The following is a 10636-nucleotide window of genomic DNA, read 5'->3' on the forward strand; positions in this document are numbered from 1 at the left end:
AGTGTGCCTGTTGCCGCCTAAAAGGCGGCCGGAACCCCTATTATCAGGTATCCGAGGAGGATTAAGGGGGTATTTGGCACGAAAACAGCCGAAAATCTGTGTTTGGGTTTCTGCTGTCGGGGGAAGGGCTTTTTTACAAAGGTCTCGCATCGTGTTTTCATACGGCGTTCGACCATAACGGGGCGTTTAAAGTAAAACGGCGTATCGGCGTAATCGTTCAGGCCTTCGAACTCAAATAGGTATTCCCCTTTCACCATCAGGGTCAGCGCGGTTCGGTTGCGGTTGGGGAGGAAGGACAGGCTTCGGATGATGACGGGATGGTGTTTGCCGCCCAAATACAGGCTGCCGTCCAAAGAACATTCGGGCTCGGGCGCGCCTTCGTCGGCAAAACCGTTTTCAATTTCGCCGAAGGTGCGTTGCAGGCCGGCCAAGTCGCGCGGATAGGGCGAGGGCAGCACGTTGTATAAGTCGATGTTCAGGGAAGTTTCGGTAGTTTCACCGTCCCAAACGAATGGGCGGAAGCAGATGCAGAGGCTCAAATGGCCTTCTGCGGCCGATAAAAAGGCATCCGAGGGGCTGAGGCGTTTGACGGGGAAAAGATTGCGGTTTGCCATGATTGATTGTGTCGTGTGCGGATTGTTTGGAGGAGGCGGCATGGCGGTGCCGCCTGTTTGTTCGGTGTTTCGGCCGCTTATTCCAGCCACTTCACGATTTCGTCAATCGGCTTGCGGCTGCGAGGCGAGATATCGCGTGCGCGGTAGCCGAAGGTAACCATCACCGACACGCCCCATTCTTGAGGGTCGAATGCGCCGGCTTCGGCCAAAATGCGGTTCACTTCTTCATAATCGAAACCCTCTATCGGGCAGGAGTCGATGCCGATCATTGCCGCACCGCTCATCATGTTGCCCAAGGCGATGTAGGTTTGCTTGCAGCACCAGTCGAAAAGCGCGCGCTCGTCATCGGCGGTTTTCATGTCGTGCTTTTGGAATTTTTCGTAAACCGCCAAAGCACGCTGCATTCCTTCTTCGTCCAAGCCGCGCTTTTCCAGGCCTGCACGCAGGAAGGCGGAGTCCCAGCGGGCGTTTTTCTTCGCCAGTATCACCACCAAATGGCTGCAGTCGTCCACTTGCGAGGCCATGCCCCAGCTCACCGGTTTCAGACGGCCTCTCAGCTCGGCGTTCTGCACCACCAAAAACTGCCACGGCTCCGAACCGATGGAGCTTGGCGAGAGCCGCGCCAATTCCAGAATATAGGCAAAATCGTCCGGTGAGATTTTTTTGGACGGGTCGTAGGCACGGGTGGCGCGGCGGTGGCGGAACGCGTCCAAAACCTGCTGTTTGTCGATATTAAACATCTTCGTTTCCTTATTCGGTTGGATAGTGGGGGGATTATAACGCGAACCCGGCAAGCAGGCCGTCTGAAACTGTTTTTCAGACGGCCTTTGTGCTATCCTGCCGCGTTATGGCTGCCCGAATATTGCCAATCATGCGGCAGGCCGTCTGAAAGAAAAAAACAAACTCAAAGGAACGCAAAATGACCGTAATCAAACAGGAAGACTTTATCCAAAGCATCGCCGATGCCTTCCAATTCATCAGCTACTACCATCCCGTCGATTACATCAAAGCCCTGAGCAAGGCTTGGGAGAAAGAAGAGAATCCTGCCGCCAAAGACGCGATGACGCAGATTCTGGTAAACAGCCGCATGTGTGCCGAGGGCCACCGCCCCATCTGCCAAGACACAGGCATCGCCACCGTCTTTTTGAAGGTCGGCATGAACGTACAATGGGACGCACAAATGAGCGTTCAGGAAATGGTAAACGAGGGCGTGCGCCGCGCCTACACCAATCCCGACAACAAACTGCGCGCATCCGTTTTGGCCGATCCGGCCGGCAAACGCCAAAACACCAAAGACAACACCCCCGCCGTCGTCCACATGGAAATCGTGGCGGGCGATAAAATCGAAGTAACCTGCGCGGCCAAAGGCGGTGGTTCGGAAAACAAATCCAAAATGGCCATGCTCAACCCGTCCGACAGCATCGTCGATTGGGTTTTGAAAACCGTGCCGACCATGGGTGCGGGCTGGTGTCCGCCGGGCATTTTGGGTATCGGCATCGGCGGCACGCCCGAAAAAGCCGCCCTGTTGGCCAAAGAATCCCTGATGAGCCATATCGACATCCACGAATTGCAGGAAAAAGCCGCATCTGGCGCGGAACTCTCCACCGTCGAAGCCCTGCGCCTGGAACTCTTTGAAAAAGTAAACGCCTTGGGCATAGGCGCGCAAGGCTTGGGCGGCCTGACCACCGTGCTGGACGTGAAAATCCTGGATTATCCGACTCACGCCGCGTCCAAACCCGTGGCCATGATTCCGAACTGCGCCGCCACCCGCCACGTCGAATTCGAACTGGACGGCAGCGGCCCCGCCGTGCTCACCCCGCCGACCATCGAAGACTGGCCGGACATCACCTACAACCCGAAAAACGGCCGCCGCGTCGATGTGGACAAGCTGACCAAAGAAGAAGTGGCTACATGGAAAATGGGCGACGTGCTGCTCTTGAACGGCAAAATCTACACCGGCCGCGATGCCGCCCACAAACGCATGACCGATATGCTGGACAAAGGCGAAAAACTGCCTGTGGACTTGTCGGGCAAACTGATTTACTACGTCGGCCCGGTCGATCCCGTGCGCGACGAAGTGGTCGGCCCCGCCGGTCCTACCACCGCCACCCGCATGGACAAATTCACCCGTCAGATGCTCGAACAAACCGGCCTTTTGGGCATGATAGGCAAATCCGAACGCGGCGCGGCGGCCTGTCAGGCGATTGCCGACAACAAAGCCGTGTACCTGATGGCGGTTGGCGGTTCGGCCTATCTGGTGGCCAAAGCCATCAAGCAGGCCAAAGTCGTCGCCTTCGCCGATTTGGGCATGGAAGCGATTTATGAGTTTGAAGTGAAAGACATGCCGGTAACGGTGGCGGTGGATGCGGCAGGACAATCCGTCCATGCCGTCGCGCCGAAACAATGGCAGGCCAAAATCGGCATCATTCCGGTAGAAGCCTAAACGGCAATAAACCAATCAGGCCGTCTGAAAACCTTGTTATCGGTTTTCAGACGGCCTGATTGATATAGGTGGCGTTGAAAGATAAGGATTGTTCCGGCTGATTCAGGCATCGTCAGGTTTGGGCGGGTCGGTCAAGCTGCATACCATTTTCATGTATGGAAGTGCGGGCGGATGAGTCAATGCCTTCTGATTCGCGGCGGCTGTTTAATCGGTGGCGGAACCCATGATGCCGGTGTAGAGGCCGTTTTGCGGGCTGTATATGGTCCAAAAGTATGTGCCCCACCATTCGCGGCCGTCGTCAAAGTAGTCGGAGCAATCGGTATTCCATTCGTATGCTTCAATATCGGCGGGATTGCCGAACAGCCGACGGCAGAAGTCAAGGAAGTATTGGCCGGTTTCTCGGGCGGAATGTCTGAATCGCGGCGGGTAGGGCGGGTTGAGAAAGGCATAGCAAAAGGCAGTATCGAGGGCGTTGGGGGCGATGGCGCGGTCGGCATCGGTTTCACTGTCGTGGTAGAGGAAGCGGCCGAATTGGCTGCCCTGGCCGCGTATGATGAGGCGGTTGTACCGCAAATCGAGTTGGTTGCCGTAGAACCGTTCGGCACTGATTTTGCGCCCCATATCGGCTTGCAGGCTGAAAAATCGGGTAAGCGGGGACGGGGCGGGCAGCCGGTGTTCGGCCGCACGTTCCGCAGCCTGTTCGTTACACTCGGCGATAACGGCGTGAAGGGTGTGGTTGGCGGTTTGCTGGTGATATTCGCGGCGTTCGGCTTCGCCGTCGGCAGCAGTGGTGTAGGCAAATTGTTGGAAATCGAGTACGCCGCCGAGCGTGTGAAAGCGGCATATATCGGCACGGAACTGATGATGTTGCCATTCGGGCAGGCCGGAATGGAGAAGGGTTTCGAGGTGGCGGAAGGTCATATCGGGGCTTTCAGACGGCGGCGGGGCAGGCATCAATTAAATGTTAAAAAACCGGAACGGTATTGTACCGTTCCGGTTTTTTAATGAGGCGCACAAATTATTTACGCAGACCCAGACGGGTAATCAGTTCGCGGTAGGTGTCGGGTTTGGTGCGGCGCAGGTAGCCTAACAGGCGGCGGCGTGCGCTGACCATTTTCAACAGGCCGCGACGGCTGTGGTGGTCTTTAGGGTTGGCTTTGAAGTGCGGGGTCAGGTCGTTGATGCGGAAGGTCAGCAGTGCTACCTGTACTTCAGACGAACCGGTATCGCCTTCTTTGCGTTGGAAATCTTTAACGATTTGTGCTTTTTGTTCTACGGACAGTGCCATAATTGAAAAACTCCAAAAAATAAAGCCTTGCGGCAGACAAGTTTGCCTAGCCTGAACCGGGCAAACTCCGAATCCGTCCTTCCGGGCAGGCCGAACGGACGAGGCGGCATTATGCCATAAGCTTCCGGCGTGCGCACGTTTTTTTAGGGCGTTGTACGCGGAACCGTATCGGTGTCGGTTTTCAGACGGCCTGCGGGTTTTGCCGGGCCGGGTTGGGTTAAGCCTGTTTGGTATCCATCAGGCGAAGGGCTTTCAGACGGCCTATTTCCTCCTGATAGTGCGCCAGTCCGATGAAGCGGCCGTTTTTGTTGTAGATGCGGAAGGGTTTGTCGTTCGGGAGGCCGTCTGAAAACTGGGGACGCTGGCCGTGTTGCAACATTTCGACGGCGCGGTCGTTCAGTTCGATTTTGGGGAGGTGCCGCACTAAAACGTCGCAAGGCAGGAGCAGGGCGTCGCGTTCGGTTTCGTTTAATTCTGCCAAGGCTTCGAGCGTGTGGCTTTCGCGGATGGTGAAACCGGCGGTTTCGGTGCGGCGCAGAGCGGTCAGGTGGGCGAACGTGCCGATGTGTTTGGCGATGTCTTCGCTCAAGGTGCGGATGTAGGTGCCTTTGCTGCAACGTACGTCGATGATGGCTTTGGGCGCGTCAAACTCGGTAATATCGATGGCGTAAATGGTGATGTCGCGCGGTTTGCGTTCGATGACGATGCCTTTGCGGGCGTATTCGTACAGCGGTTTGCCCTCGTGTTTGAGGGCGGAAAACATCGGCGGCACTTGGCGGATGTTGCCTGTCAGGGCTTGGCATGCCGTCTGAAATTCGGCTAAGGAAATATCGGCGCGGGCGGTGGCGATGATTTCGCCTTCGGCATCGCCCGTGCTGCTGGCTTCGCCGAGTTTCAGCGTGGCGGTGTAGGCTTTGTCGGCATCCAGCAGGTATTGGGCGAACTTGGTCGCTTCGCCGAAGCAGACGGGCAAAAGTCCGGTCGCCAACGGGTCGAGCACGCCGGTATGCCCCGCTTTTTCGGCGTTGTAGAGGCGGCGGGCTTTTTGCAGGGTGGTGTTGCTGGAAAGTCCTTCGGGCTTGTCGAGCAGGAGGACACCGTTGACGGGGCGTTTGGCAGGTTTGGCGGTCATGTCAGTGAAGGAGGAAGGAAAGGGATAAGATGGAAGTGCCGAGTAGGATGATTGGCGTTTCTGATATTGTTTTTCTGAAGATGATGTGGCTGTGCGGATTTGGTGTTTTTACTGTGTAGCTGCCTTTTTTCAGACGGCCATGCTTTAAAAGTGTGATGCGGCCGTCGGTACGGCGGAAACTGGCATGAAACAGCGGTTTGGGGAGAGGTGCTTCCCGCCCGTTTAGGTCGGTGATGCGGAAGGGGATTTGTCCGTCTCCGTCATGCCAAACCGAGTAATGCCCGTTTTTCCCTATGTGGATTTCGTTGCCCGATGCGGTATCAAAGACGGTTTTCCCTTTGCGTAAACTGAAAGCGTAGCAGGCACAATAGGAGAAAAAGACTAAAGACAATAAAAATTCGGGAAAGGTCATGGATATATCCGAAAGCGGAGCAAGGAGGCCGTCTGAAACAGATCTTCGGTTTTAATACCGGGTGTTCAACGGCCCCTCAGGGTAGGAAACGTTTGGGGGTTTTGCTGTAGCAGTCTTTCGAGCCTATGCCTATGCTCCAATAGTAATTGCCTTTCGGCAGCTCGAGGGCGAGGTGTTCGGCTTCGTGCGGAAATTCTTCCATCATTTGCCGGATTTCTTCTTCATGGGTCTCGCGCCAGATGGCCGTATTGATGTTGCAGAAACGGTAGCCATAAGGTGCGTCGCTGGTGATTTTGCCGCCGGCGTTGTGTTCGGCCAATAGGGCGTACAGTTGGTCGGACGGCAGGGCGAACGGGTTGCAGCCGTAGATTTCGACGCTGTTGCCTGTTTGCAGGAAAGGGCCTTCGGGGATGTCGAAAAAATCGATAATGCCGTGGTGGTCGAAATAGATGTGGCAGTCGAGCAGGTCGTAGTAGAGGACGTGGTCGTTTTGCTGCGACGGTTCGCCCAAGAGTGTCAGAGCGTCGTTTTTATGTTGGCCGAAATTCAGACGGCCTCTGCTTGAAATTTCCAAGCCTTCCAGCGGATGGAGAATTAAATGGGCCATGTCAGTCTTCCACCGGCTTTTCCGCCGCCACTTGTTCGATCAGGTGGGAAATGCTCATGCCGCGTTCCAAGGATTGGTCGTATTGGAAATGCAGCTCCGGAATGCGGAACAGTTTGATGCGTTTGGATAATTCGCTGCGCAGGAAGCCTTTGGCGTGTTCCAATGCTTCGGCGGTGATGTCGCGGGTTGTGTCGTCCAAAACGGTATAGTAAACGGTGGCGTGGCTGTAGTCGCGGGTAACTTCCACGTCGTTGATGGTGATAAAGCCGGCGCGCGGGTCTTTCAGGCCGCGTCGCACCAGTTCGGCCAATTCGCGCATGATTTGTTCTTTTACACGGTCTTGCCTGGCATAGCCGCGATGGTTTCTGTTCATATGTCCTTCCTTTTTTATGGCATTCGGCGGCATGAGGCCGCTTTCAAATCGGGGCGCATTATAGCCCATTTGCCGTATAATGCCCGCTTTTACTCGACAGGCCGTCTGAAAAAAGAGAAATGAAGATTCTGTTTGCCGTTTTGTATCTGATCCAGTTGCTGCCGTTTTCCGTCATCGGGGCAATCGGCCGCATGATCGGTATCTTGAGCTATTATTTGGTTGCCCCGCGCCGCCGCGTCGGGCAAATCAATCTGGCCAAGTGTTTTCCCGAATGGGACGAAAAGCGGCGAACCGCTGTTTTGAAAGAGCATTTCAAACATATGGGCAGGCTGTTGGCCGAGTATGGTCTGTATTGGTACGGGGATGCAGGCCGTCTGAAAAAACTGGTGCGTTATCGGGACAAGCATTTCCTCGACGACGCGCTGGCTGCAGGCGAAAAAGTGATTTTGCTGTACCCGCATTTTACGGCCTTCGAATTGGCCGTATATGCGCTGAACCAAGATGTGCCGCTGATCAGCATGTATTCGCACCAGAAAAATGCGGCACTGGACGAGCAAATCCTGAAAGGCCGACACCGCTATAATAACGTCTTCCTTATCGGACGTAACGAAGGTTTGCGTGCGATTATCAAGCAGCTCAAAGCAAGCGATGCGCCCTTCCTTTATCTGCCCGATCAGGATTTCGGCCGCAAAGACTCAGTATTCGTACGGTTTTTCGGTATTCAGACGGCCACGATTGCCGGACTGAGCCGTATCGCGGTCTTAACGCGCGCCAAGGTCATTCCCGCCATTCCGACACGTTTGCCCGACGGTACGGTGGAGTTGCGTTTTTACCCGCCCTGGAATGACTTTCCCACGGATAATCCAGAAGCAGACGCGCAGACGATGAATGATTTTATCGAAGCACGGATACGCGAAATGCCGGAACAATACTATTGGTTGCACAAACGCTTCAAAACCAGGCCGGACGGAGAAGCGGAGTTTTATTGACAACGTCCGTCCGGCTACTGCGGGCCGACAAATTCGGGTACAATCACGCCCGTTCTAAAACGAGGATTTGAACGATGTGGGATAAAAAATGGGTAATCGGCAACTGGAAAATGAACGGCCGTCTGCAAAATAACAATGCGCTCGTGCATAAATTGCGCAGCATGCCCGTACAGCAAAAAGTATGTATCGGTATTGCCCCGCCGACAGTGTATTTGTCCCAAGTGCACAACGCCGTGCAAATCGTGTTGAACAATACCATCCACACCTGCGCCCAAGACGTCAGCCGTTTTGCAGGAAACGGGGCTTATACAGGCGAAGTCTCGGCCGAAATGCTGAAAGATGTCGGCGTCGATGTCGTTTTAATCGGCCATTCCGAACGCAGCCTGTATTTCAACGAAAAGGACGATATCCAACGGCACAAAATCGAGAATGTCCTTGCCGTCGGTTTAACGCCATTATTGTGTGTGGGCGAAAGCTTAAAAGAACGTGAAGACGGCCGCGAAAAAGAAGCCGTTGCCTATCAGCTTTCCGTTTTGAAAGGTTTGAAAACCGACTGTTTCGCCGTCGCATACGAACCGGTATGGGCTATAGGTACGGGAAAAGTTGCCAATAAAGAACAAATTGCCGATATGCACGCATTTATTTATAGCGAAATATTGTCATTGTGCGGGAACGATGCTAAAATCCGCGTCCTTTACGGTGGTAGTGTCAATCCCATGAATGCGGCAGATATTTTTACCGTTCCGCATGTGGATGGTGCTTTGGTTGGAGGAGCTTCTTTAACCTACGAAGCACTTTCCGACATTATCCGGGCAGCAGAGCAAGCTTGAAATTATGGAAGCATTTAAAACACTGATTATGATCGTAAACGGTTTTGCCGGATTAAGCGTCATCCTTTTGGTATTGATGCAGCACGGCAAAGGCGCAGATGCAGGAGCCTCATTTGCCAGCGGTAGCGGTAGCGCGCAAGGCGTATTTGGTTCTGCAGGTAACAGTAATTTTCTCAGCCGCAGTACGGCTATTGCAACAGTAATCTTTTTTGCAACTTGTTTGGCATTAACTTATATTTCTACCCATTCTGGCAAAAGCAAGCTGGATTTTGGAAATGTACAACAGACAATGCCTGCACATACCGCTCCATCAAATGCCCCTTCCTCTCCGGTTGGTGGAAAGTAAATTAAAAATAACGAATTATGCCGACATGGTGAAATTGGTAGACACGCTATCTTGAGGGGGTAGTGGCCTTAGGCTGTGCGAGTTCAAGTCTCGCTGTCGGCACCATCACACAAAAACGCTTAGAAATTCTAAGCGTTTTTTTTCATTTAACCCCGTCTAATGCTATAAACCAAATCTAATAACCACGGGGCTTACAGGCCGATTGCCATCCTGTTTGCCCCTTCCTGATTGTCCAATCCCGCCTATTGCCGTGTAATTGAGTAAAGCGAAAACTGGGGGTATATTTGGGGGCATCTGAAAATACCCCCGAAAACATACCCCCAAAATGCCGCTAAACGACCGCCAAATCAGGAACGCCAAGCCGACCGAAGCAGGAAAGAAAGCCAAACTGTTTGACGGCGGCGGCCTGTATCTCGAAGTTACCCCCGCAGGCGGCAAAATCTTCCGCCTGAAATACCGCATAGACGGCAAAGAAAAAACACTGACTATCGGCAAATATCCCGCCGTTTCCCTTTCCGAAGCCCGCCAAGCCGCCGAGAACGCCCGCCGTTTGCTTGTATCTGGGCAAGACCCCAGCGAAGCCAAGCAACAGGAAAAGCGCGAACGGCAAGCCGCCGCCCTAAATACCTTTGAATCAATCGCCCGCCGCTGGCATACCGATAATCTACACCGCTGGAAAGAAAATCACGCCGCCTGCATCATTTCCGACTTTGAAAAGGACGTTTTCCCCGCAATCGGAGAAATACAGATAACGGAAATCAGCGTATCAGACGTGAAAGCCGTTATATCCGCCATCATTGCACGAGGCGCAACCGTTACTGCCGAAAAAGTCAGGCAATGGATAGGGGTGGTTTACCAATACGCCGCCATGCTGGAAATTACCGACCGCAACCCTGTCGCCGTATTGCGCGGGCATTTTGAACAAGCCAAGACCGACCATCGCCCAGCCTTGCCCCGTGAAGAACTGACCGAGTTTTTCTGCCGTCTGATACTGACAGAGATTGAGCCGCAAAACAGAATAGCCCTAATTTTGAATATGCTGACCTTTTTACGAAGTACAGAGCTTAGGGGCGGGCAATGGAATGAAATAGACTTTGACGCGGCAATGTGGACAGTTCCCGCCCAACGTATGAAGCACGAGAAGACCGCGCCGAAACCGCCCCATGCCGTGCCGCTGGCTGACTGGACGCTTGAACTTTTGGCAGAACTGAAAGAAATCACAGGCAATACGCCGTTTCTGTTTCCGAGCCGTACCAAAACCGACGGCTTTATCAGTGATGCAACCATCAGCCGAATCATTGAGCGCATGGGCTACAAAGGCAGAGTAACCCCGCACGGCTTCCGCGCCCTTGCGAGCAGCATCCTGAACGAACAAGGCTACAATCCCGACGCAATCGAACGGCAATTAGCCCATGTTGAAGAAGACCGCATCAGGGCGGCATACAACAGGGCGGACTACATGGACGAACGGCGGGAGATGATGCAGTGGTATAGTGACTATTTGCGCGAACGATACCGCCAAGCTCTGAAACAGATACAAAGCCCGTAACCCAAACAACGTATTCCCCGCCATTAAAGGCCGCCTGAAACAATGGGCGGCTA

13 protein-coding genes and 1 tRNA gene are annotated in these 10636 nt (G+C 53.9%); 6 read left to right on the forward strand and 8 right to left on the reverse strand.

From position 1 onward, the window contains the following. Positions 1-17: 17 nt before the first annotated feature. Positions 18-614, reverse strand: a complete 597-nt coding sequence (locus ACTHSL_RS11580) for a hypothetical protein (protein ID WP_440381522.1) — start codon at positions 612-614, stop codon at positions 18-20. Between the two features lie 77 nt (positions 615-691). Continuing rightward, positions 692-1354 (reverse strand): NAD(P)H-dependent oxidoreductase, encoded by a 663-nt coding sequence (locus ACTHSL_RS11585; RefSeq protein ID WP_003775519.1) that lies wholly within the window; start codon positions 1352-1354, stop codon positions 692-694. Between the two features lie 179 nt (positions 1355-1533). Here ACTHSL_RS11585 and ACTHSL_RS11590 point away from each other — a divergent pair, with 179 nt between their 5' ends. Further along, positions 1534-3057 (forward strand): fumarate hydratase, encoded by a 1524-nt coding sequence (locus ACTHSL_RS11590; RefSeq protein ID WP_003775523.1) that lies wholly within the window; start codon positions 1534-1536, stop codon positions 3055-3057. Between the two features lie 204 nt (positions 3058-3261). Here ACTHSL_RS11590 and ACTHSL_RS11595 read toward each other — a convergent pair whose 3' ends face one another. From ACTHSL_RS11595 to rbfA, 6 genes are all read right to left on the reverse strand, one after another. After that, positions 3262-4011, reverse strand: a complete 750-nt coding sequence (locus ACTHSL_RS11595; protein WP_440381523.1) for a hypothetical protein — start codon at positions 4009-4011, stop codon at positions 3262-3264. A gap of 64 nt (positions 4012-4075) precedes the next feature. Continuing rightward, positions 4076-4345, reverse strand: a complete 270-nt coding sequence (rpsO, locus tag ACTHSL_RS11600; RefSeq protein ID WP_003775527.1) for a 30S ribosomal protein S15 — start codon at positions 4343-4345, stop codon at positions 4076-4078. 217 nt (positions 4346-4562) lie between these two features. Next, positions 4563-5477 (reverse strand): tRNA pseudouridine(55) synthase TruB, encoded by a 915-nt coding sequence (truB, locus tag ACTHSL_RS11605; protein ID WP_440381524.1) that lies wholly within the window; start codon positions 5475-5477, stop codon positions 4563-4565. Position 5478: 1 nt separating this feature from the next. Continuing rightward, entirely contained in the window at positions 5479-5889 is a 411-nt protein-coding gene (locus tag ACTHSL_RS11610; RefSeq protein ID WP_440381525.1) for a hypothetical protein, read from the reverse strand. A gap of 76 nt (positions 5890-5965) precedes the next feature. Beyond that, a complete protein-coding gene (locus tag ACTHSL_RS11615) occupies positions 5966-6496 on the reverse strand; it encodes a hypothetical protein (protein ID WP_440381526.1) in 531 nt (176 codons plus the stop codon). A gap of 1 nt (position 6497) precedes the next feature. Beyond that, positions 6498-6869 (reverse strand): 30S ribosome-binding factor RbfA, encoded by a 372-nt coding sequence (gene rbfA, locus ACTHSL_RS11620; protein ID WP_440381527.1) that lies wholly within the window; start codon positions 6867-6869, stop codon positions 6498-6500. A gap of 119 nt (positions 6870-6988) precedes the next feature. Between rbfA and ACTHSL_RS11625 the strand changes: the two genes are divergently transcribed. The 5 genes from ACTHSL_RS11625 (at position 6989) to ACTHSL_RS11645 (ending at position 10583) form a co-directional block, all read left to right on the forward strand. Further along, positions 6989-7858, forward strand: a complete 870-nt coding sequence (locus ACTHSL_RS11625; protein WP_440381528.1) for a lipid A biosynthesis lauroyl acyltransferase — start codon at positions 6989-6991, stop codon at positions 7856-7858. A 74-nt stretch (positions 7859-7932) separates the two neighbouring features. After that, positions 7933-8688 (forward strand): triose-phosphate isomerase, encoded by a 756-nt coding sequence (gene tpiA / locus ACTHSL_RS11630; RefSeq protein ID WP_440381529.1) that lies wholly within the window; start codon positions 7933-7935, stop codon positions 8686-8688. A 4-nt stretch (positions 8689-8692) separates the two neighbouring features. Then, positions 8693-9034, forward strand: a complete 342-nt coding sequence (gene secG / locus ACTHSL_RS11635) for a preprotein translocase subunit SecG (RefSeq protein ID WP_440381530.1) — start codon at positions 8693-8695, stop codon at positions 9032-9034. A 19-nt stretch (positions 9035-9053) separates the two neighbouring features. Continuing rightward, positions 9054-9139: transfer RNA gene (locus ACTHSL_RS11640), tRNA-Leu, on the forward strand. A gap of 220 nt (positions 9140-9359) precedes the next feature. Beyond that, positions 9360-10583 carry a tyrosine-type recombinase/integrase gene (locus ACTHSL_RS11645; RefSeq protein ID WP_440381531.1) on the forward strand — a complete coding sequence of 408 codons (1224 nt, stop codon included), beginning with the start codon at positions 9360-9362 and terminating at the stop codon, positions 10581-10583. The last annotated feature ends 53 nt before the right edge of the window (positions 10584-10636 follow it).

The sequence above is a fragment of the Neisseria sp. P0008.S010 genome (assembly GCF_051962715.1).
GTDB classification, from domain to species: domain Bacteria; phylum Pseudomonadota; class Gammaproteobacteria; order Burkholderiales; family Neisseriaceae; genus Neisseria; species Neisseria elongata.

Excerpts from the sequence above, each read along its gene's own strand:
- ACTHSL_RS11580 (WP_440381522.1), bottom strand. The coding sequence starts at position 614 with ATGGCAAACCGCAATCTTTTCCCCGTCAAACGCCTCAGCCCCTCGGAT.
- ACTHSL_RS11585 (WP_003775519.1), bottom strand. The coding sequence starts at position 1,354 with ATGTTTAATATCGACAAACAGCAGGTTTTGGACGCGTTCCGCCACCGC.
- ACTHSL_RS11590 (WP_003775523.1), top strand. The coding sequence starts at position 1,534 with ATGACCGTAATCAAACAGGAAGACTTTATCCAAAGCATCGCCGATGCC.
- ACTHSL_RS11595 (WP_440381523.1), bottom strand. The coding sequence starts at position 4,011 with ATGCCTGCCCCGCCGCCGTCTGAAAGCCCCGATATGACCTTCCGCCAC.
- rpsO (WP_003775527.1), bottom strand. The coding sequence starts at position 4,345 with ATGGCACTGTCCGTAGAACAAAAAGCACAAATCGTTAAAGATTTCCAA.
- truB (WP_440381524.1), bottom strand. The coding sequence starts at position 5,477 with ATGACCGCCAAACCTGCCAAACGCCCCGTCAACGGTGTCCTCCTGCTC.
- ACTHSL_RS11610 (WP_440381525.1), bottom strand. The coding sequence starts at position 5,889 with ATGACCTTTCCCGAATTTTTATTGTCTTTAGTCTTTTTCTCCTATTGT.
- ACTHSL_RS11615 (WP_440381526.1), bottom strand. The coding sequence starts at position 6,496 with ATGGCCCATTTAATTCTCCATCCGCTGGAAGGCTTGGAAATTTCAAGC.
- rbfA (WP_440381527.1), bottom strand. The coding sequence starts at position 6,869 with ATGAACAGAAACCATCGCGGCTATGCCAGGCAAGACCGTGTAAAAGAA.
- ACTHSL_RS11625 (WP_440381528.1), top strand. The coding sequence starts at position 6,989 with ATGAAGATTCTGTTTGCCGTTTTGTATCTGATCCAGTTGCTGCCGTTT.
- tpiA (WP_440381529.1), top strand. The coding sequence starts at position 7,933 with ATGTGGGATAAAAAATGGGTAATCGGCAACTGGAAAATGAACGGCCGT.
- secG (WP_440381530.1), top strand. The coding sequence starts at position 8,693 with ATGGAAGCATTTAAAACACTGATTATGATCGTAAACGGTTTTGCCGGA.
- ACTHSL_RS11645 (WP_440381531.1), top strand. The coding sequence starts at position 9,360 with ATGCCGCTAAACGACCGCCAAATCAGGAACGCCAAGCCGACCGAAGCA.